The following is a 22765-nucleotide window of genomic DNA, read 5'->3' as shown; positions in this document are numbered from 1 at the left end:
TTAACATTGTTGCCACATGGAAAGCAAAGCCTGACCGTCGTCCCCGCGCAGGCGGGGACCCAAGTCTGGGTGACTCTGGCCAGGAAAAAGGCCGGTGGTGCGCTTTGAACTTGGGTTCCCGCCTTCGCGGGAACGACGGTTATTTTCGCGGGAGCGACAGCTAGCGTTCGACCATCCCCCGCAAGCCGCTGGCCCGGTGCGTCCGCTTCTGGATTGCCTCGCCCAGCACATTCGGCACCGGCGTCAGCAGGGTAAATTCGCGGCTGGCCCGGGTGATGCCGGTGTAGACCAGCTCGCGCGCCAGCACCGCCCCGCCCTCCTTCGGCAGCGCCAGCACCGTGTGCGCGAATTCCGAGCCCTGCGATTTGTGGACCGTCATCGCGTAGGCCGTCTCCACATGGCGCAGGCGGGTGGCCAGCACGCTGCGCACCTTGTCGCCTTCCAGGAAGTACACGCGCAGCGAGCCGGGGCGGACCGGGTCGGCCAGGGTCAGGCCGATGTCGCCGTTGAACACATTGGTCGCGTAGTCGTTGCGGGTCACCATGACCGGGCGGCCGACATACCAGTCTCCGGTGCGGCGGATCAGGCCGACGTCGCCGAGGCGCTGCTCGATCGCCGCGTTCAGGCCCTCGACGCCCCACTCTCCCTCGCGGACCGCGCACAGGATGCGGAAGGCTTCGAAGCGCTGCAGCACGGCGCGCACCCAGTCTTCGTGGGCGCCCGCGTCCGGGGGCTCCGCCAGCAGCCGCAGGTAGGGACGATAGCCCTCCAGCGCCAGCCCGATCGCGTGCTGCTGCTGGGCGTGCTCGATCCAGCGCAGGCCGTGCGCGCCCTCGACGTCCTGCGCGCCCCTGGCCCGCAGCACCGCGGCCGCGGCATCGACGTCGCCGGCGTTGACGGCCAGCGCCAGTTGGCCGATCGGGCCGCCGAAGCGGCGGCTGTGGCGCAGCATCACGGTCTGCTGGGCCAGCGCGCCGCCCGCATGCACGTAGGCCGGCGGGATCTCCTCGGCGGCGGCCTCGCGCACGTAGGCGACGGTCGCTTCGTCGTAGTTGCCGCTCTGCGCGTCGTGGCACAGGTCGCCCAGCACGGCGCCCGCCTCCACCGAGGCCAGCTGGTCCTTGTCGCCCAGCAGGATGAGCGTCGCGCCAGGCGGCAGCGCGTCCAGCAGCGAGGCCATCATCTCCAGGTGCACCATCGACGCTTCGTCGACGATCAGGACGTCGACGTCGAGCGGATTGCCGCGGTGGTGGGCGAAGGCGCGGCTGTCGGGGCGTGCGCCCAGCAGGCTGTGCAGGGTGCGGGCGGCGCCCATGCGCGCGGTCAGCTCGCGCAGCGGCAGCCGGTCGCCGACCCGTTCCGCCAGCTCGTTCAGGGCCTTGTCGATCGACTGCTTCAGGCGCGCGGCCGCCTTGCCGGTCGGCGCGGCCAGGGCGATGCGCTGGCGGGCCGCGTCCGGCGCGGTCGCGAACAGCAGCGCCAGCAGGCGCGCCACGGTATATGTCTTGCCGGTGCCGGGGCCGCCGGTGATGATCGCCACCTTTCCGCGCAGGGCGATCGCACAGGCCAGCTTCTGCCAGTCCGGCTTGTCGGCGGCGCGCTGCGCGGCGAACAGCAGCTCCAGCCAGGCGCGCACCGCGGGCGCATCGACCTCGCGCCGTTCGCGCGCGCGCGCGCGCACGCTGGTCGCGACCACCGTCTCGTCGCGCCAGTAGCGGCGCAGGTACAGACGCGCATCGTCGGCGCCGCCGTCCAGCACCAGCGGCTGGCCGTAATCGAGCTGGCCGACCTGCCACACCTGCTCGCAGCCGGCCAGTTGGGCCATCCAGCCCTTGGCGTTCTTCGGCAGCGGCTTGATGGCGGCGGCCAGTTCCTTCCACTCCTCTTCGGGCAGGCCGAGCAGCGCGGCCGCATCCTCGGCCAGGTCGGCCAGCAGCAGGCAGCTGTGGCCGCGCCCCTCGAGTTCGGACAGGACCAGCGAGGCCAGCAGCAGCGGCGCCGGGGTCGGTCCGAGCGAGGCCATGAAGCGGGCGAAGGCGCCGGACAGGCGGCGCAGTTCGCCGGCCTCGGTCAGGCGTTCCACTTCGAACCAGAAGATGTCGATCCTGTCCGGATCGACCGACGCGGTTTCTTTGTCATTCATGTGCGAGCAGCCCATCGAGTCCATCGAGCAGGACCATGTCCGGCTCGATCAGGTAGCAGCCGCGCGTGAACTCGTTGCCGATCCCGCGCAGGAACAGGAACACGGCGCCGCCCAGTTGTTCGCGCGGGTCGTAACGCTCGCCCAGGCGCGCGCGCAGCAGGCGGTGCAGCGCCAGCAGGTAGATCGCGCCCTGGATGTCGTAGCGGTGCCCGGCCATCGCGGCCGCCATCGCCGGCTCGGTATAGGCGGCGTCGCCGTGGCCCAGCGCGTTCGATTTGTAGTCCAGCACCCAGTAGCGGCCCTGGCACTCGAACACCAGGTCCGTGAAACCCTTCAGCATGCCGTGCAGCTGGCGCTCCGGCAGCGTCGGGCGCGGCACGTCGCCCAGCAGGCGCTGGCGGCACAGGCGGTCCAGCGCGCCCACGTCCAGGGCGCGGCTGGGAAACCAGAACTCCATCTCCGGCACCACTTCCTCGAGGTCGGACAGCGCGCAGCCGACCGGCGGCAAGGGCAGCGTCACGAGCGCGTCCAGCCAGGCCATGGCGTCGTCCACGCGGTTGCCCCAGCCGGCGCGTTTGATGCGCTGGTGCAGGCGGACGATGAAGTCATCCTCGTCGATGCGGGAAAAGCCTTCCTGCGCCATCCATTCCAGCTGCTCGTGCAAAAAGTTGCCGGGGGTTGCACCGCGCGGGAAACGGTGCCAGGGCGCGTCGTCGGCCTTTGGCACTTCGACCGTGCCCGGCTCTTCCTCTTCCAGCAGGTTCTCTTCCTGCGGCCGCGTCGGCGCCGCCACCGTGTGCCGGGTCAGCGAGGTGAACGAGCCGACCGCCCAGTTGCGCTCGAACTGGCCGGCGAAGGCCGGCGCCTCGACCAGCTCGGGGCGCACGTCGGCGCGGGCCAGCTGCGTGCAGCCCTCGGGCGCGTCGAGCGTGTGCAGCTCGATCGCATCCAGCCCGCCGCGCAGCTGTTCCCAGCGCTCGCGCATGGCGCCGGCCTCGATCGGCTCGCCGCCGGTCAGCAGGTAGCCCAGCGCCGATTCGTGCAGCCGGTTCTCGCCCTTGCGGCCGGCCGCCACCGCCGCCACGCCCAGCCACAGGAAGTGGCGCGCGCGCGTCAGCGCCACGTACAGCAGGCGCAGGTCTTCCTCCAGGCGCGCCCGGTCGACGGCTTGCAGGGCCTCGTCGCCCAGCGCCAGGTCGATGCGGCGCGCGCCATCCTCGTGCACGTATTCGAAGAAGGCGCGGTTGCGGCGGTCGGTCTTGCGCGCGGTGACGGCGAACGGCAGGTAGACCAGCGGGTACTCCAGGCCCTTCGACTTGTGCACCGTCACCACCTTGACCAGCTCGGCGTCGGATTCCAGGCGCAGCACTCTTTCGTCGCCGCCCTCGCCCAGTCCCTCGATCTGCTCGGCGAACCAGCGGATCAGGGCCTGTTCGCCATCCAGTTCGCGGCTGGCTTCCTGCAGCAGCTCGGCCAGGTGCAGCAGGTTGGTCAGGCGCCGCTCGCCGCCGGAGGCAGCCAGCAGCTTGGCCGGCAGGCCCAGCTCGTGGATGAAGCGGCGCAGCATCGCCAGCACGCCCTGGCGCTGCCAGGTCTGGTGCAGTCCCTTCAATTGCTCGACCCGCTCTTCCCAGGCCAGTTCGTCGCTCGACAGGCGCGCCAGCTGGGTCAGCGGCAGCGCGCAGGTGGCGGTGGCGAAGGCGGTGCGCGCCAGCATCCCGTCGAGCGGACTGGCGACCGCCTGCAGCCAGCGGAGCACGTCGACCGCTTCCTGGCTTTCGACCACCGAGTCCTGGTCGGACAGGTAGACGCTCGCGACCTTCCGCTGCACCAGCGCGCGCCGGATCGCCGAAGCTTCGCGGCGGTCGCGCACCAGCACCGCGATATCGGCCGGCATCAGGCGCTTGAAGCCGCCGTCGCCGCTGTTGCCAACACTGCGGAAGCCCACCTTCGGGTCGTTCAGCAGGGTGACGATGTGCTCGGCGCAGTGGTGGGCGAAGAAATCGCGGTAGTCCTCGGTGCGCAGGTCGTCGCGCTCGGTACTGGCGACCGCCAGCGCCTGGCAAGGCCCGTCCACGCCGACCAGTTCCTGGGCGCGCCCGGCCGCCTCGACCGGTTCGAAGGGCAGCGGATTCTCGCCCTCCTTGCGGAAGCGGAAGGCGCCGGCCGCATAGCCCGGATGGGCATGGTCGCCCTCGGCGTAGGCGAACAGGCGGTTGACGGCGTCGACCAGCTGCCGGGTCGAGCGGTAGTTGGTGCCGAGCTGGTAGTGGCGCCCCGCGGTGGCGCGCCGCGCCGACAGGTAGCTGTGGATGTCGGCGCCGCGGAAGCCGTAGATCGACTGCTTCGGATCGCCGATCAGGAACAGGCCGTGGGCCGGATCGTTGTCGGCCACGCGGTACAGCAGGTCGAAGATGCGGTACTGGTCGGGCGAGGTGTCCTGGAATTCGTCGACCATCGCGACCGGGAACTGGTCGAGGATGCGGCGGCGCAATGCTTCGCCGTTCGCGCCTTCCAGCGCGGCCTTCAGGCGCGCCAGCATGTCCGCAAAGCCGAACTGGCGGTTGCGGCGCTTCAGGTCGATCATGCGGCGCGCGATGTTGCAGGCAGCGTGGCGCAGCAGCGCGTGCGCCATCGGCTCGATCCCGTCGAGCGCCTCCTTGAGCCCTGCGGTGTGTTCGAAGCACTCCGGCACCTCCGCGCTGAAACCCTTGGCGTACGCATCGGCGATGCCGTCCGGGGTCAGGCGGCGCCAGGCCGTGTCGCCGAGGTCGGGCAGCACGCGCACCGGGTCCATGGCCCAGGCGCGCAAGGCCTCGAACCATTTCACCAGCGAGTCGGGTTTCATCTTGGTGCCGTTGAAGCACTTCGGATTGGCCGCCCTGTGCGACCCGATCCAGGCTTCCATCGCATCCGCGCGCTCGCGCCAGCCTTCCTTCAGGCGCGCCAGCCTGGCCTGCTGGGCGCGTTCGACGCCGGCGATCACGGCGCCCAGCGGCGCCATGTCGTTCGGCCTGCCGTCCTCGTCGACGCAGTCGGGGCCGAGCAGCTCGGCCCGCCGCACCAGCTCGCGCACCGCGCCCTTCAGCGCCGCGACGTCGCTCCACACGCCGAGCAGCGACTTCAGCGCGTGGCCGTTCAGCGGATACACGTGCTGGCGCCAGTAGTCGTTGGCGGCGTCCTCGAACAGGGCGCGCTCGTCGCTGACCAGTTCCTCGTCGAACAGGCTGCCGCTGTCGAAGGCGTGCTCGCGCAGCATGCGCTGGCACCAGGCGTCGATGGTGAACACCGCCGCCTCGTCCATGGTCTCGGCGGCCAGCACCAGGCGGTGCGCCGCGACCAGGCGCGCGGCCTCGTCCTCGTAGCCCTCGGCCAGCGCCTCGAGGTAAGGATCGTCGGCCTCGGCCTCGCCGCGGAAATAGGCGGCCGCCTGCACCAGGCGCTCGCGCACCCGGTTCGACAATTCGCGCGTGGCGGCGCGGGTAAAGGTCATCACCAGGATCTCCGGCGGCAGCAGCGGACGGACGAAACCGTTCTCTTCGCCGCCGGCGTTGCCGTGCCCGAGCACCAGGCGCAGGTACAGCGCGGCGATGGTCCAGGTCTTGCCGGTACCGGCGCTGGCCTCGATCAGGCGCGAACCGTGCAGCGGGAAAGTCAGGGGCTGGAGCAGCTCGCTCATGCTGGCTGGTCTCCTTCCTCGCCGAATTTCGTCACGCTCACGCTGTCGCGCAGCCAGGCGGCCAGCGGGCCGTACAGGGCCTCGGCGGTGCGCGGCCAGTCGCCGGAGGCGCGCAGCACGGCGAATTCCGGCCACAGGCGGGCCAGGCAGGGGTCGTCGACTTCGCCGTTGATCTCGAACCCGCCGTCGTACACTTCGCGCGGGTCGTCGCCCGCCAGGTGGGCCAGCGCGGTCTTGCAGGCCACCGCAAGCGGACGGTCCAGGTTGGCGCGCCACAGCGCCACCAAATTCCCGAGCACGGCATGCGCGGCTTCCGCATCCAGCGGCGCCATGCGGATGGTCGCATCGCGCGCCACCAGGTAGCCGGTGATGCTGGCGCCGCTCGCCGCCGCGGCCAGCTGGCGCAGCCAGGGGCCGATCAGCTTGTCGCCGCGCGGCGCGCCCTTCCGGTCGAGAACCTTGGACGAGATCTGCATCAGCCACACGGTGTCGCCGTCCTTGCTGCGCAGCTTGTCGATCCAGTCATCCAGCAGTACGCCGTTCAGGTCGAGGCTGACCGCCAGCTTGGGCGCCGGCGCCGGATAGCGCGCGCCCAGCGCGAGCCAGCTGCGCCGCACCGGCACCAGGTCGTCGACCAGTTGCTGCTGCCACTGCCGGCCCAGCAGGCCGATCGGCAGCCGGCCCTCGCGCACCAGGCGCCGGGCGCGCGCGTCGAGCACCTGCCGCACCTCGTCCTGCGGCTCCGGTGCGGCGCTGTCCGGGTTGCTGCCTTCATCCAGCAGCGCATCTTCGAGGAAGTAGCGTTCGAGGGCGTCCAGCGAGAACGGTTCCTCGTCCTCGCCCACCACCTCGTTGCTGCCGAAGTTCACGCCCAGGCGGCGCCGGAAGAAGTAGCGCGCCGGCTGGCGCAGGAACGAAACCAGTTCGCCCAGCTTGAGGCGGTAGTCGGGGTCCAGCTCGTAGGGCGGCAGCGCATCGTCTGCCCCCGCGTCTTCGCCCGCCCCGTCGGCCTGCCGGTCGCGGTGCGCGGAACGCCATTCGCCGGCATAGGTCAGCAGGCCGCCGCGTTCGAAGTAGCGGCGCGAGAACGGTTGCAGCGCATGCACCGTGGTGCGCTCATCGAGGTCCAGGTCCCAGCCCGCCTTCAGGTAGTCGCGCAGCTGCGAGACCAGCACCGAGGACGGCTGCTCGGTGTTGTCGCGCACGTTGCGCCCGACCCAGCTCACGTACAGCTTCTCGCGCGCGGCCAGCAGCGCTTCCAGCATCAGGTAGCGGTCGTCGTCGCGGCGCGAGCGGTCGCCCGGGCGCTGCATGCCCGGCAGCGCCAGCAGGTCGAAGTCCGACTGGTGGCCGCGGCGCGGGAAGTCGCCGTCGTTCATGCCCAGCAGGCAAACCACCTTGAACGGCACGGCGCGCATCGGCATCAGGGTGCAGAAAGTCACGCCGCCGGACACGAACTGGTGGTTCAGGGCCGGCTGGTCGAGTTCCGACAGCCAGGCTTCGCGCATCACGCCGAGCGGCACCGGCTCGTCGAACAGCGCGTTCTCGCAGATCTCCAGCCAGCACTGCAGCGCTTCCTCGAGCTGGTTCAGCATCATCCGGTCTTCGTCGTCGCGCGCGTGGAAGAAGCGCGCCATCAGGGCGCGGGCGCGCTCGCCCCACTCGGCCGGCCGCAGCACCGCGTCGAGCTGTTCACGCCAGGCCAGCAGGCTTTCCACCAGTTCGGCCAGGGCGCCGGCCAGGGCCGCGTCCAGGCCGCCGACTTCCGCGTAGGGTTCGATATCGCCGAAGCTGGGGCCGGCGCCGGTGGCGTACCCCAACAACATGCGCCGGATCCCGAACAGCCAGGAATTCTGTTCGCCGGCCGAGCCCAGGCCGAGGCCCGCGCGGTGGTGCTGGTCCAGGCCCCAGCGCACGCTGGCGCCCTCGATCCAGCGGCCCAGGATCGGCAAATCGTCTTCTTCCAGGCCGAACCGGCTGGCCACCGCCGGCACGTCCAGCAGGTCGCGCACCTCGCTCTGGCGGCAGCGCTGCTGCGGCAGGCGCAGCAGCCATTCCATCGCCACCAGCAGCGGATTCACGCTGCGGTCCTTGACGTCGCCGATCTCGAAGGGGATGTAGCGCGGGTCGCTGCGCCTGTGCTGGTCGAACACCGCGTGCACGGCCGCCGAGAAGGTGTCGATGTCGGGCACCATGACCACCACGTCGCGCGGACGCAGCCCGCTGTCCTGCGCGAACCACGACAGCAACTGGTCGTGCAGCACCTCGACCTCGCGCTGGGCGCTGTGGGCGATGTGGAATTCGATCGAGCGGTCGTCCGGCTCCGGCGGCACGTGCGGGTGCTCGGACAGCGGCAGCAGGTCGCGCACCGCCGCCTGCACCTGCGACAGCAGGGTTTCCCCTTCTCCCTCGTTGAACAGGTCGACCCGCAGATTGCCGAACTTCGCGCCCTGGCCGCCGTCGAATTCGTCCAGCATGCGCACGAAGTCGCGGCCCTGGCGCCCCCAGCTGGCCAGCAGCGGGTGGCTGTGGGCGTGCAGTTCCTCGACCGGCACCTCGGCCAGGTTGCTGCCGTTGCGCGACTGCTGGCGGCGGTAAGCGGCGGTCAGCAGCTCGCGGCCCTCGATGATGTCGCCCCAGTAGAACTGGCAGGGGTTCGGCACCGCCAGCAGCACCTGGGTATGGCGCGACAGGCCGGCCATCGCCTCGATGGTCTGGTAAGGCAGGGTCGACATCCCGAACAGCACCACGCGGCGCGGCAGGCGCTGGGCCGGCTGGCGGTCTTCCTCGACCGCGGCCATGAACTGCTGGTGGATGGTGGCGCGCCCGGACCAGCGGCGCTCCGGCGGCAGGCTCTCGTGGATCTCGCGCCAGAGCTGGGCCTGCCAGCACTGGTCGGGCGCCAGCGGAACGGGGTCGCCGCCGGGCCGGCGCAGCTGGTCGCTGCCTTCGGCCCAGTCGGTCAGCCAGTCGGCGCGGTAGACCTGGTACTGGTCGTAGAGGTCGGACAGGCGCTCGGCCAGCTGCAGGCGGCGCTCGGGGTCGCCGTCCAGCAGGAAGTGGCGCAGCGGCGCGAAGGTTTCCTTGGCCAGCACTTCGGGCAGCAGGCGCATCAGGCGCCAAGTGAGCGCATCCTTGTCGAAGGGCGAACGCTTGGGCACCCGTTCCGGGCCCAGCATGCCGCGGTAGGCCTCCCACAGGAAGCGCGCCGGCAGCGCCACCCGGGTCGCCGCGCACACGCCCAGCTCCTCGGCCAGCGCGATCTTCAGCCATTCGGCCACGCCGTTCGACTGCACGAGGACGATTTCTTCTTCGAGCGGGCCGAGCGGATTGGCGCGCAGCCAGTCGAAGACGGCGGCGCGCAACAGTTCCATCTGGTTGCCGTGCAGGATGAGGAGGCCGGGGGAGATCGGGGAGCGCATGGTGGAAGACTTCAGGTAGACCCCCGCAGGATACTACCAAGGACACTCCGCGAACAAGACAATGGATGGGTTTTACACCTTTTGATCCTGCTGGCGCGCCCCAAGTTCGGCGGCGATGTGGCGTTCCAGCCGCGCCAGCAGCGCGCGCAGCCGTGCCGCCAGTGCGCGCGCCTGGGCGACGGACTCCCGTTCGCGCTGGCCTTCGAGGTCGGCGCAAACGTCGCCGAAGCCCATCGCCCCCACCGTGCGCGCCGACGACTTGATGCGGTGGGCCACGGCCGCGGCGCGCCCGACGTCGCCGGCCGCCAGCGCGCGGTCGATTTCCTGCAGTCCTTCGCGCGCCGTCTCCAGGAACATGAAGGCATATTTACGCATCTTGTCCGGATTCCCGCCGAAGGTGTCGGACAGCACGTCCAGGTCGAGCAGCGCCGGCGTGTGCGCGGGCGCCGCCGGCGCTTGCGCCACCGCCGGCCGCTGCACGTTGCGCCCGAGCGCGCGGGCGACGGTCGCCACCAGGGCTTCGGGCGCCACCGGCTTGGTCACGAATTCGTCCATCCCGGCCGCCAGGCAGCGCGCCTGGTCTTCGAGGCCGGCGTTGGCGGTCATCGCGATCACGCGCGCGTCCTTCAGCCGGACGTCGGCGCGGATCCGGCGCGCGGCCTCGAAGCCATCCATCACCGGCATCTGCACGTCCATCAATACGCAGCCGAACGGCGCGTCCGGTTCGCGCGCGCGCATCAGGACCAGGGCTTCCGCGCCGTTGCCGGCCACGACCACGCTGGCGCCGGCGTCCTCCAGCAGCTCGCGCGCGACCTGCTGGTTGAAGGCATTGTCCTCGACCAGCAGGATCGCACTTCCGGCCAGCGCGCCCGGGGGGCAAGGCGAGCCGGCGCAAGGCGCGGCCGGGGCCGGCGCCGGGACCCGCCGCGCCGCCGGCGCCGCGTCGGCCGGGTTGCCGAGGCGCGCCGTGAACCAGAAGGTGCTGCCCTCGCCCGGCACGCTGTCGACGCCGACCTCGCCGCCCATCAGCTCGGCGAGCTGCTTGCTGATCACCAGCCCGAGCCCGGTGCCGCCGTAGCGCCGCGTGGTCGACGGGTCGGCCTGGTGGAAAGGCGCGAACAGGCGCGGCAGCTCCTCCGGCGCGATGCCGATGCCGCGGTCCTGCACTTCGAAGCGCACCAGGGTGTCGGCGCCGAGGGTGCGCACGGGCTGGGCGCGCACCACGACCGGGCCGTTCTCGGAAAACTTGATCGCGTTCGACGTGAAGTTCAGCAGCACCTGCTCGAGCCGCAGCGGGTCGCCGCGCAGGGGGCGCTGCAGTTCCGGCGCGATCTCGAACTCCAGCGCCAGCCCGCGGCCCGACGCTTCCTCGCCGAGCTGGCTGGCGAGGTTGCGCATCAGGGCATCCAGCGTGAAGTCGAGCAGTTCCAGCTCGATCCGCCCGGCCTCGATCTTGGAAAAGTCGAGGATGTGGTTGATGATGCCCAGCAGGTGCTGGGCCGAGTGGTGGATCTTCTGCAGGTAGTCGCGCTGGCGCGGGTCGGCCGCCTGCTTGAGCGCCAGCCAGGACATGCCGATGATGCTGTTCATCGGCGTGCGGATCTCGTGGCTCATGTTCGACAGGAAGTCGGTCTTGGCCTGGCTGGCGGCGTCGGCGCGGGCCTTCAGCTGGTGCAGGTCGGTGACGTCGGTCGAGACGCACAGCACCGCCACCACCTCGCCTTCGGCGCGCACCGGCACCTTCACGCTCCACAGCTGGCGCACGCTGCCGTCGGCCAGCCGTACCTCGTTCTGCACCGAGCGGCCCTGCCCCGTCTCCAGCACCGGGCGGTCCAGCTCCCACATGGCGTCGGCATGCGCGGCCGGCATCACCTCGCGGTCGCGCCGCCCGATCATCTCCTCGGCGCGCAGGCCGGCCGCCGCCGCCGTCTTCGCGTTCACGTAGCGGAAGCGCCGGTCGCGGTCCTTCATGTCGACATAGGCGTCGACGTTGTCCAGCACCAGGTCGAGCAGCACGCGCTGTTCCACCGCCGCGCGGCGCGACCAGTACAGCTTCAGGAACAGCGCATAGATCAGCAGGGTCGCGCCGAAGCCGGCGGCGAAGGACAGTCGCGGGAACCAGTGCCCGAAGCCGTCGACCAGGTCGGCGCGGCTGGCGACGAAGCGCGCCTTCCAGAGATTGCCCTGGAAGCGCACCGGCATCACGGCCACGAACAGCTCGTCCTGCCGGCCCCGGAGGCGCGCTTCGGTTTTGCCGCCGGCGCTGTCGTACATCAGGGTGTCGGCCGGATCGACCGCCAGCGCTCGCCCGATTGCCGGCTCGGGATCGGGCGCAAAATACACTTGCAGCGCAACCTGGTGGGGTCCCAAGCCGTTCAGTGCGCGCTCCACCAGGGTCGCGATCGAGAAGCCGATCCCGACCGAGCCGATGTAGGCGGCGCGCCGTGCTTCGACGCTGTCCGGCACCGAGCCGCCGCGGTAGACCGGGTAGCGCAGGGTCATGGCGAGCACCGGGCGCGGGGTAGCGAGTTTCAGCGGCGTGGTGGAAGGCAGGAGTTCCGCGCGGTCGCGCGCCCGGTCCAGCGCGCGCGACACCGCCGGCCGGTTCGCCAGCATGTCTACCCCGAGCCGCGGCGGCATCATCGGTTCCAGATAGCTCAGCACCAGGTAAGCCGGGCGGCGACCTGGCGGCTTGATGTCGAAGGCCGGATAACCCTGCGGGTCGAGGCTGCGGTCGGCCCGCACCGAGGCCACGAACGCGTCGCGCTGCTCATCGAGGACATGGACGCCGTAGTTGAGCGACTCGATGGCCGGGTAGTTCTCGCGCACGTCCAACGATTGCACGTAGCGGTGGAACTGCAGGCGCGAGACCTGGCCCCCGTTCGCGTTGAACAGGGCCGCCAGGTCGCGCACCACGCGGGCATAGGCCTGTACCGCGCCGTCCAGGCGCTGGCGGGCGGATTGCGCGATGCCGTCGAAGCGGCGCTGCGCCGCGTCTTCGACGGTGCGCTGCGCGCCGAAGTACAGGACCGCTCCCACCAGCAGCGCCAGCCACAAGCCGCCGAACCACAAAGCGATGCGCACCGGGCCACTGGCGCCGACGGTTTTCCCCATATTGCGCGTACTCGCTTCTGCCATGGCCGTATCGTCCTGGGCAAGTTGTGGATAGTTGCTAGTATTACGCAATCTATTAAGGCAAGGCAACCTATGGAACACGATCCCTACCTGTGGCTGGAAGACGTCGACTCCGGGCGCGCCCTCGCCTGGGTGGCCGCGCGCAACGCCGACACCGAAGCCGAACTGGCCTCGGTTCCCGGCCATGCGCAGCTGCGCACGCGCCTGAAAGCCATCCTCGATTCGAAGGACCGTATCCCCTACGTCGGCAAGCATGGCGGCTGGTTCTACAATTTCTGGCGCGACGCCGGACACGAACGCGGGATCTGGCGCCGCACCACGCTGGACGAATACCGCAGGCCGGCGCCGGAATGGGAAACGGTGCTCGACCTCGACCGGCTCGCGCGCGACGAAAACGAGAACTGGGTCTGGGCCGGCGCCACCTTCCTCCGGCCGCACGGCGAACGCTGCCTGGTCTCGCTGTCGCGCGGCGGCGGCGATGCCGAGGTGGTGCGCGAATTCGACCTGGCAGGAAAAGCCTTCGTGGAGGGAGGCTTCGTCCTGCCCGAAGCCAAGGGCAGCGTGGCCTGGATCGACCGCGACACGCTGTTCGTGGCCACCGACTTCGGCCCCGGCTCGATGACCAGCTCCGGCTATCCGCGCGTGGTCAGGGAATGGAAGCGCGGCACCGCCCTGCCTGAAGCGCGCCCGGTCTACGAAGCGCAGGAAGACGACCTGTCGGTATCCGCCTGGCTCGACCACACTCCCGGCCACGAGCGCCAGTTCGTGCAGCGCCAGACCGGCTTCTACGAGAGCGAACTGTTCGTGCGCGATCCGGCCAGCGGCGCGCTCACGCGCATCGACAAGCCGGACGACGCCGATGCCTTCACGGTGCGCGACCAGTTGCTGATCCAGCTGCGCTCGGACTGGCGCATCGGCGCCGCAACCTGGCCGCAGGGCGCGCTGCTGGCGATCGGGTTTGCCCGCTTCCTGCAGGGCGATCGCGGGTTCAGCGCGCTGTTCCTGCCTGGCGAAACCACTTCACTGGACGGGATCGCGGCCACGCGCAGCGCGATCCTGCTGACGGTGCTGGACAAGGTCAAGAACCGCATCGTCGAACTGCGCCACGCCGACGGCGGCTGGCAGCGGCGCGAGGTGGCCACGCCGGGCATGGGTGCGCTGGGCGTCTCGGGCATCGACGAGATCGAATCGGACGAGTACTTCCTGACGGTGACCGACTTCCTGACCCCGAGCTCCCTCTACCTGGCGCAGGCCGGCGCCGACCGGCGCACGCTGCTGAAATCGATGCCGGCCTTCTTCGACGCCAGCCCGTACGTGGTGAACCAGTTCGAGGCGGTGTCGCAGGACGGCACCCGGATCCCGTATTTCGTCGTGATGCGCAAGGACACCCCGATGGATGGCGCGAATCCGACCCTGCTGTACGGCTACGGCGGCTTCGAGGTCTCGCTCACGCCCTTCTACAGCGGCGTCACCGGGGAGGCCTGGCTGGCGCGCGGCGGCGTCTACGTGCTGGCGAACATCCGCGGCGGCGGCGAATTCGGCCCGCGCTGGCACCAGGCCGCACTCAAGGAGCAGCGCCAGAAGGCCTTCGACGACTTCCTGGCGGTGGCCGGGGACCTCGTCGCACGCAAGCTCACCAGCCCGCGCCACCTCGGCATCATGGGCGGCAGCAATGGCGGCCTGCTGGTGGGCGCCGCGCTGACCCAGCGTCCGGACCTGTTCGGGGCCGTGGTCTGCCAGGTGCCGCTGCTGGACATGCGCCGCTACCACAAGCTGCTGGCCGGCGCCTCGTGGATGGGCGAATACGGCGATCCGGACCAGCCGGAAGAATGGGCTTATATCGGCCGGTACTCGCCCTACCACCGGGTCTCGCCGCAGCAGCGCTATCCGCGCGTGCTGTTCACCACGTCCACGCGCGACGACCGCGTCCATCCGGGCCATGCGCGCAAGATGGCGGCCCTGATGCGGGAACAGGGCCACGACGTGCTGTACTGGGAAAACACGGAAGGCGGCCATGCCGGCGCGGCCAACAACGAACAGACAGCCACCATGTGGGCGCTGAGCTATACCTTCCTCTGGAAAGAATTGGCCGAAAATCAAGCCCGAAAACAGCAAGATTGAGTTAAATCAACTAGCAAAACAACACTTACCCGCTTTCTGGGGCAGTTCCTGACGGAACTATCAGTATTGCTAGGTCGCCGGATGAATGATGCATGGAATACTTGTCTTCCACACATCTTTACAACCTTTCCATGGAGGAGCGGCGATGGCTAATGATTTCGTTACCGAAGCAAGCCTGCGGGAGCCTGAAGCAGGCAACGCGGCAAAATTCCAGGCAGCGCTGGCTCCGACCGTGAGCGAGCTGAAGAAATACCGCATCAGCAAGCGGGAAAGTCAGGAAAAGTTCTGGGGACGCTTCGGCGTGACGCAGTCGAGCGGCAGCCGGTTCGAAACCGGCCTGGCCATTCCGGCCCCGGTGGCCCTGCTGCTGAAGCTGTATGTGAACGGCAAACTCAACGATGGTGATCTTCTGGGGTAATCAAGCCCAGCGAGATCGCCCGCACGACCGCCTGCTGCCGGGTGTTGACGTTGAATTTCTGGCGAATGTTGCCCATATGAAAATTCACCGTCGCCTCGGAGCAGCCGGTTATCTTTGAAATTTCCCACGAAGATTTTCCCACCATCACCCAATTCAGCACTTCGAGCTCGCGCGGCGTGAGCCGTGGCGCGGCTTCGTGCGTGGCCGGCGGGCAGAAACGGACGCCGGAAGCGAAGGCATGGTCGCGCACCAGCGCCAGTGCCGGCAGCAAGGGCAGCACCGCATTGGCGAAGTCGGGCTTGAACACCTGGCTGTCGGACGCAAGATTGGTGGCGAAACCGAGCATCCCGAACTCGCCGTTCGGACCGTGGATGGGAAAAGTCACGCCGGCGCGGATGCCGTGGCGGCACCCGTCTTCATACAAGGCGCGCTGGGCCGGGCTGCGGAAGGTGTCGGCCTGCCACACCAGCGGCAACGTGCTCGACAGGCAGTGGCTGACGATCGGATCGACATAGGCGAGGCGCTCGGCCTCGTAACGCTCGCGCCACGGGCGCGGATAATTGGTCTGGAAAAATGCGTGCTCGAGGCGCGCATGGCGCGATCCCGACATCGCAAACAACACCTTTTCAAAACCGTAGTGCCGGCCCAGGGAGAACAGCGCTTCTCCCCAGCTCGACGCCGTGTCGCTATGCATCAGCTCGTCAAGTTCGACGGTCATCATGGCTAACTCCGCGCTGTTGATGTGTAAAGTTGCTGTGTAACACCTGTATGCTAGTTGAGTTGTAACCAAAAAGCACGAAGAATTATTCTTTTAATCACTTTCTCTTCGACAATTGCAACGAGGAAGTTGTCGTTTTGCCACAACGGTGGAGTCCGACGCCATGCCAATCGTGCGCCGCGCTTCTCCAGAGTTGGCTAAGCTCGCGCGAATTGTCCGTTCAAAATTGCATGAATGCAAGTTTTAGCCATCGGTTAACATTGTTGCCATTCTTGCTTGCCCATGCTTGACTTGACCGGACACAAGAGTATCTTTACAGCTTTCTTATATTTAACAAACCGTTGTTGCGATGCCTGCTCGCGCGCGCTCTACACCTTTTCTACCTCGAGGAAACCTAGTCAATGAATAACATGACTGACCTGGCTGAACAGCTGGACGTCAAGCTGCTGCTGTCGACCTTGATGGCGCTGAAAAAAGGCGACTTCTCCGTGCGCATGCCCTCCGACTGGACCGGCGTGTCCGGCAAGATCGCCGACACCCTGAACGACATCATCGAGACCAAGCAGAAAATGGTCGAGACGGTGACCGAGGTGTCGCGCGTGGTGGGCCGCGAAGGCCACCTGACCCAGCGCGCCGACGTGCCGGGCGTGGTCGGCGGCTGGTCGACCATCATCAGCTCGGTCAACACCCTGATCGACGACCTGGTGCGCCCGACCACCGAAATGGCGCGCGTCATCGGCGCGGTGGCAAAGGGCGACCTGTCGCAGACCATGGCCCTCGAAGTCGACGGGCACCCGCTTAAAGGCCAGTACCTGCGCGCGGCGACCACCGCGAACACGATGGTGGAACAGCTCTCCTCCTTCTCTTCCGAGGTGACCCGCGTGGCGCGCGAGGTGGGAACCGAGGGCAAGCTGGGCGGCCAGGCCTACGTGCCGGGCGTCGCCGGCACCTGGAAGGACCTGACCGACTCGGTGAACTCGATGGCGGGTAACCTGACCTCGCAGGTGCGTAACATCGCGGAGGTGACCACCGCGGTGGCGAACGGCGACCTGTCCAAGAAGATTACCGTGGACGTGCGCGGCGAGATCCTGCAGCTGAAAGACACCATCAACGTGATGGTGGACCAGCTGCGTTCCTTCGCTTCAGAGGTGACGCGCGTCGCACGTGAAGTGGGTACCGAGGGCAAGCTGGGCGGCCAGGCCTACGTGCCGGGCGTCGGCGGCACCTGGAAGGACCTGACCGACAACGTGAACTTCATGGCGTCCAACCTGACGGGCCAGGTGCGTAACATCGCGGCGGTGACGACCGCGGTGGCGAACGGCGACCTGTCCAAGAAGATCACCGTGGACGTGAAGGGCGAGATTCTCGAACTGAAGAACACCATCAACGTGATGGTGGACCAGCTGTCCTCGTTCGCTTCCGAGGTGACCCGTGTGGCGCGCGAGGTCGGCACCGAGGGCAAGCTGGGCGGCCAGGCGCAGGTGAAGGGCGTGGCCGGCACCTGGAAGGACCTGACCGACTCGGTGAACTCGATGGCGGGTAACCTGACCGGCCAGGTGCGTAACATCGCGGACGTGACCACCGCGGTGGCGAACGGCGACCTGTCCAAGAAGATCACCGTGGACGTGAAGGGCGAGATTCTCGAACTGAAGAACACCATCAACGTGATGGTGGACCAGCTGAACTCCTTCGCCTCCGAGGTGACCCGCGTGGCGCGCGAGGTGGGTACCGAGGGCAAGCTGGGCGGCCAGGCGAACGTGCCGGGCGTCGCCGGTACCTGGAAGGACCTGACCGACGGCGTGAACTCGATGGCGGGTAACCTGACGGCGCAGGTGCGTAACATCGCGGACGTGACGACCGCTGTGGCGAACGGTGACCTGTCCAAGAAGATTACCGTGGACGTGAAGGGCGAGATTCTCGAACTGAAGAACACCATCAACGTGATGGTGGACCAGCTGTCCTCGTTCGCCTCCGAGGTGACGCGCGTGGCGCGTGAAGTGGGTACCGAGGGCAAGCTGGGCGGCCAGGCCTACGTGCCGGGCGTCGGCGGCACCTGGAAGGACCTGACCGACAACGTGAACTTCATGGCGTCCAACCTGACGGGCCAGGTGCGTAACATCGCGGCGGTGACGACCGCGGTGGCGCGCGGCGACCTGTCCAAGAAGATTACCGTGGACGTGAAGGGCGAGATCCTCGAACTGAAGGACACCATCAACGTGATGGTGGACCAGCTGTCCTCGTTCGCCTCCGAGGTGACGCGCGTGGCGCGCGAGGTGGGCACCGAGGGCAAGCTGGGCGGCCAGGCGAACGTGTCCGGCGTCGCCGGTACCTGGAAGGACCTGACCGAGAACGTGAACCAGCTGGCGGCGAACCTGACCAACCAGATGCGTGCGATCGGCGAGGTGGCGACGGCGGTGACGCGCGGCGACCTGTCGCGTTCGATCCAGGTGGAAGCGCGCGGCGAGATGTCCTACCTGAAGGACAACATCAACGAGATGATCCGCAACCTGAAGGAGACCACGCAGAAGAACGCGCAGCAGGACTGGCTGAAGACCAACCTGGCGCGCTTCACCCGCCTGCTGCAGGGCCAGCGCGACCTGCAGGCCGTGACCAAGCTGATCCTGTCCGAGCTGGCTCCCTTGATCACCGCCCACCACGGCGTGTTCTACATGATGGACTCGGAGGGCAATGACGCCCGCCTGCGCCTGATCGCCTCCTACGGCTATCGCTCCAGCCGCAAGCTGCCGACCTCCTTCCTGCCGGGCGAAGGCCTGGTGGGCCAGTGCGCGCTGGAGAAGACCCGCATCTGGCTGACCGACGTCCCGCGCGACTACATCCAGGTGTCGTCCGGCCTGGGCGCGGCGCCGCCGACCAACATCGTGGTGCTGCCGATCCTGTTCGAACAGCAGGTCAAGGCGGTCATCGAGATCGCGTCGCTGGACCGCTTCACGGAAACCCACCTGTCCTTCCTCGACCAGCTGATGGAATCGATCGGCGTGGTGCTGAACACCATCGAGGCGAACAGCCGTACCGAATCGCTGCTGACCCAGTCGCAGTCGCTGGCACAGGAACTGCAGCAGACCAACCAGGAGCTGGCGGAAAAGGCGCGCCTGCTGTCCGAGCAGAACATCGAGGTGGAACGCAAGAACCGCGAGGTGGAGCAGGCCAAGCTGGCGCTGGAAGAAAAAGCGACCCAGCTGGCCCTGTCCTCGAAGTACAAGTCCGAGTTCCTCGCGAACATGTCGCACGAACTGCGTACGCCACTGAACTCGCTGCTGATCCTCGCGCAGCAGCTCTCGGATAACCCCGAGGGCAACCTGTCGCCGAAGCAGGTGGAATTCGCGAAGACCATCCACGGCTCCGGCTCCGACCTGCTGACCCTGATTAACGACATTCTCGACCTGTCGAAGATCGAGTCCGGCACCGTCACGCTGGACGTGTCCGAGTACCGCTTCTCGGCGCTGCGCAACTACGTGGACCGCACCTTCCGCCACATGGCCGAGGCCAAGCACCTCGGCTTCCAGGTCGACCTGGCCGACAACCTGCCGACCGCGCTGATGACCGACACCACGCGCCTGCAGCAGGTCCTCAAGAACCTGCTGTCGAACGCGTTCAAGTTCACCAGCCACGGCAACGTCGCGCTGACGATCAGCCTGGTGACGAGCGGCTGGACCGCCGACCACCCGCACCTGCTGCATGCGGACGCGGTGCTGGCGTTCTCGGTGCGCGACACCGGCGTCGGCATCCCGTCCGACAAGCTGCAGCTGATCTTCGAGGCCTTCCAGCAGGCCGACGGCTCGACCGCCCGCAAATACGGCGGCACCGGCCTGGGCCTGTCGATCTCGCGCGAACTGGCGCGCCTGCTGGGCGGCGAGATCCGGGTCGAATCGACGGTCAACATCGGTTCCACCTTCACGCTGTACCTGCCGTACAACCGCGCCGGCTTCATCAACTACGAGCAGACCCGCCAGCCGCAGCCGGCCCGCTTCGCGCCGCCGCAGCCGCAGCCGCCGATGCTGCCGGCCCCGGTGGCCCAGCATGCGGAATCCGAGGCCGAGACCGTGGTCGCGACCAGCATCGCGGTACCCGACCCGGCTACCGGCCTGGTCGAGTATGCGAGCATGCTGGACGACCGCGGGCTGATCGTGCCGGGCGATCCGTCGGTGCTGATCGTCGAGGATGACGAACGCTTCGCCAAGACCCTGCTCGACTTCGCCCGCGAAAAGAACTTCAAGGGCATCGTCACCCACCGCGGCGACTCCGCGCTGTCGCTGGCGCGCGACTTCCAGCCGGCCGCGATCCTGCTCGACATCGACCTGCCGGACATCGACGGCCTGACCGTGCTGGAGCGCCTGAAGCGCGACCCGGGCACGCGCCACATTCCGGTGCACGTGCTGTCGGCGATGCGCGAGCGCGAGCGCTCGCTGCGCCAGGGTGCGATCTCGTACATCAACAAGCCGGTCAGCCGCGAGATGCTGCAGGAGGAATTCACGCGCATCCAGAAGTTCCTGATGGGCGGCAAGCGTTCGCTGCTGGTGGTCGAGGACGACATGGCCCAGCGCGAGTCGATCGTCTCGCTGATCGGCGATTCCGACGTCCACATCGTCACGGCCGAGACCGGGGCGGCGGCGCTCGAGGCGCTGGCCGGCCAGCACTTCGACTGCATGGTGCTGGACCTGACCCTGCCCGACATCTCCGGCTTCGACCTGCTCGACCAGATCGGCAAGCAGCCGGCGCTGCGCGACCTGCCGATCGTGATCTACACGGCCCAGGAGCTGAGCCGCAAGGAAGTCACGAAGCTGAAGCGCTACGCCAAGACCATCGTGGTCAAGGACGCCCGCTCGCCGGAGCGCCTGCTGGACGAGACCGCGCTGTTCCTGCACCGTTCGCACGCCAGCCTGCCGGACCTGCAGCGCCGCATCCTCGAGGAGATCCATGCCGCGGACGGCGGCCTGGCCGGACGCAAGGTGCTGATCGTCGACGACGACCTGCGCAACATCTTCGCCCTGTCCTCGCTGCTCGAGCGCCAGCAGATGCAGGTGCTGTTCGCCGAGAACGGCCGCGACGGCATCGAAGTGCTGGAGAAGGACCCGAGCATCGAGATCGTCCTGATGGACATCATGATGCCGGAGATGGACGGCTACGACACGATGCGGGCGATCCGCCGCATCCCGAAGTTCAAGTCGCTGCCCATCATCACCCTGACCGCGAAAGCGATGAAGGGCGACCGCGACAAGTGCATCGCCGCCGGCGCCTCGGACTACATCACCAAGCCGGTGGATGTGGCCCAGCTGCTGTCGATGATGCGCGTTTGGCTGCATTGAGGAGGTCCGCATGAACGCGTGGACCGGCCTAGCGGCCGGGCTCGCGGTCGAGGAACTGGAAACGGAGCTGCTGCTGGAAGCGATCTTCCAGCGCTTCGGCTACGACTTCCGCGCCTACGACCGCGCGGCCCTGCGCGCCAAACTGTCCGGGGCGATGCGCGAACTCGGCGCATCGACCCTGTCCGGCCTGCAGGAACAGGCGCTGCACGGGCCAAGCGCCGCATCGGCGGTGCTGCGCGCGCTGTCGCCAGCGCCTGCCCCGCTGTTCGACTGCGTCGGCCATGCGGCCCGCCTGCGCGGCGTGCTGGCGCCGTCGCTGCGCGGCTGGCCGGTGCCGCGGGTGTGGCTGGCCGAATGCGCCGGCGTCGGCGAAGCCTGGACCCTGGCCATCGTACTGGCCGAGGAAGACGTGCTGGGCAAGCTCGACATCCATGCCACCCTCGCCAACGAGGAGCTGGTGGCGGCCATGCAGGAAGCCCGCTTGCCGCTGGCCGAGCTGGAAGCGGCGCGCGCACGCCACGCCGAAAGCGGCGGACGGGGCGACCTGCTGGACTTCTTCGAGATCGAGGACGGCGCCGACGGCAGGCAGGTCCGCCTGCGCGCCGACCTGCGGCGCCGCATCACCTGGTCGCAATACAGCCTGGTGACGGATGCTTCCTTCAACGAGTTCCAGGCCATCCTGTGCTGCCACGCCCTGGGCGACTTCGGCCCGGTGCTGCGCCAGCGCGTGCTGCGCCTGTTCCACGACAGCCTGGCGCGTTTCGGGGTACTGTGCCTGGACCACCAGATGTCGGTGGCGGATGCGTATGCGGGGACCTACCAGGCGATCGAGGGGGATCGGCCCTGGTACAAGCGGGTGGGGTGAGCACCAGCTTATAAACAGTCGCCCCCGCGGAGGCGGGGGCCCAGGTTTGCATGCGTTGCATTAGCGCGCGCAACCTGGGTTCCCGCCTGCGCGGGAACGACGGTGCAGCGTCCGGTCAGACCACCTGCGCGCTCGGCCTCTCCGCAATCCTGTCGCGCCAGGCCTGCACGTAACCGAACCCCTCCTCCCCCGCCCTGAACTTCATCAGCCCGCGCGCGAACTCGAGCGCGCAGAAGGCCGTGATGTCGGCGATCGTGAAGCGCTTGCCGGCCACGTAGTCCTGGCGCGCCAGCACGCCGTCCAGCCAGCGCACCGTGTCGCGCATCTTCTGGCCCTGGGCCGCGCCGAAGTCGGCGAACTGCGGCTGTTCCAGCGGCGCCAGCGCGGGGTGGGTATGGCGGATGCAGTTGGCGGCCTTCAGGAACAGCTGCAGCTCGGCGCGGCGGTCCGCCATCTCGATGAAGGCGCGCTCCTCGAAGCCTTCGCCCATCAGGTTCTGCTGCGGGTACAGCCCCTCCAGGTAGGTGCAGATGGCGCGCGTCTCGGACAGCTGGCGGCCGTCGTCCAGTTCCAGCACCGGGATCTGGGCCATCGGGTTCATGCCCGTGAAGCTTTCGCTCCTGTGTTCCCCCTTGAACAGGTCGACCGGAACCAGCTCGATGCCGGTGATGCCCTTCTCGGCGATGAACATGAGCACCCGGCGCGGGTTCGGAGTACGGTGGCTGGTGTAGAGTTTCATGGGTCTCCTCGGGGTTATTGTAATGGCGAATGCGCTGCCGCCAGCGATCATAGCGCATCCGCTGCGGCGCCTGCCCCGCGAAGCGAGCCTGGCGATTTTTCAAGGCGAACAGGTAGCCGTGCACCCGCATACAAGAGCACATCCAGCTGCACCCGATGGAGCGGTTCACGCTGTTCTGCGTGTAGCTGTTGATCCTGTGCC

10 protein-coding genes are annotated in these 22765 nt (G+C 68.3%); 4 read left to right on the top strand and 6 right to left on the bottom strand.

Going from position 1 to position 22765, the window contains the following annotated elements:
* Positions 1 to 160: 160 nt before the first annotated feature.
* The 4 genes from recD to AC3A6M_RS04955 form a co-directional block, all read right to left on the bottom strand.
* Complete coding sequence (gene recD / locus AC3A6M_RS04970; protein ID WP_487851617.1) at positions 161 to 2143, bottom strand: exodeoxyribonuclease V subunit alpha; 1983 nt, start codon at positions 2141 to 2143, stop codon at positions 161 to 163.
* Positions 2136 to 5822, bottom strand: coding sequence for an exodeoxyribonuclease V subunit beta (recB, locus tag AC3A6M_RS04965; RefSeq protein ID WP_487851616.1), 3687 nt, complete (start codon positions 5820 to 5822; stop codon positions 2136 to 2138). Before recB ends, recD begins: the two co-directional genes overlap by 8 nt.
* Positions 5819 to 9244 carry an exodeoxyribonuclease V subunit gamma gene (gene recC / locus AC3A6M_RS04960; RefSeq protein ID WP_487851615.1) on the bottom strand — a complete coding sequence of 1142 codons (3426 nt, stop codon included), beginning with the start codon at positions 9242 to 9244 and terminating at the stop codon, positions 5819 to 5821. Before recC ends, recB begins: the two co-directional genes overlap by 4 nt.
* A gap of 72 nt (positions 9245 to 9316) precedes the next feature.
* Positions 9317 to 12382, bottom strand: coding sequence for a CHASE domain-containing protein (locus AC3A6M_RS04955; protein ID WP_487851614.1), 3066 nt, complete (start codon positions 12380 to 12382; stop codon positions 9317 to 9319).
* Between the two features lie 69 nt (positions 12383 to 12451).
* Here AC3A6M_RS04955 and AC3A6M_RS04950 point away from each other — a divergent pair, with 69 nt between their 5' ends.
* Both AC3A6M_RS04950 and AC3A6M_RS04945 read left to right on the top strand, forming a co-directional pair.
* Entirely contained in the window at positions 12452 to 14500 is a 2049-nt protein-coding gene (locus AC3A6M_RS04950) for a prolyl oligopeptidase family serine peptidase (RefSeq protein ID WP_487851613.1), read from the top strand.
* A 145-nt stretch (positions 14501 to 14645) separates the two neighbouring features.
* Positions 14646 to 14918 (top strand): helix-turn-helix domain-containing protein, encoded by a 273-nt coding sequence (locus AC3A6M_RS04945; RefSeq protein ID WP_487851612.1) that lies wholly within the window; start codon positions 14646 to 14648, stop codon positions 14916 to 14918.
* Here the strand turns inward: AC3A6M_RS04945 and AC3A6M_RS04940 are convergent.
* On the bottom strand, positions 14893 to 15639 hold the full coding sequence (locus AC3A6M_RS04940; RefSeq protein ID WP_487851611.1) for a helix-turn-helix transcriptional regulator: 747 nt from the start codon (positions 15637 to 15639) through the stop codon (positions 14893 to 14895). The two genes, AC3A6M_RS04945 and AC3A6M_RS04940, sit on opposite strands and share 26 nt — an antisense overlap.
* A gap of 398 nt (positions 15640 to 16037) precedes the next feature.
* Between AC3A6M_RS04940 and AC3A6M_RS04935 the strand changes: the two genes are divergently transcribed.
* Together AC3A6M_RS04935 and AC3A6M_RS04930 are read left to right on the top strand one after the other, a co-directional pair.
* The gene (locus AC3A6M_RS04935) at positions 16038 to 20960 is read left to right on the top strand and encodes a hybrid sensor histidine kinase/response regulator (RefSeq protein ID WP_487851610.1); all 4923 of its coding nucleotides are present in this window, start codon (positions 16038 to 16040) and stop codon (positions 20958 to 20960) included.
* Between the two features lie 10 nt (positions 20961 to 20970).
* Positions 20971 to 21825 carry a CheR family methyltransferase gene (locus tag AC3A6M_RS04930; RefSeq protein ID WP_487851609.1) on the top strand — a complete coding sequence of 285 codons (855 nt, stop codon included), beginning with the start codon at positions 20971 to 20973 and terminating at the stop codon, positions 21823 to 21825.
* 115 nt (positions 21826 to 21940) lie between these two features.
* Here the strand turns inward: AC3A6M_RS04930 and AC3A6M_RS04925 are convergent, their stop codons facing one another.
* Positions 21941 to 22564, bottom strand: coding sequence for a glutathione S-transferase family protein (locus AC3A6M_RS04925; protein WP_487851608.1), 624 nt, complete (start codon positions 22562 to 22564; stop codon positions 21941 to 21943).
* Positions 22565 to 22765: the final 201 nt, after the last annotated feature.

The organism is Telluria sp. Soil_C_11 (genome assembly GCF_057657395.1).
This window is presented reverse-complemented; position numbering and strand designations above follow the sequence as displayed.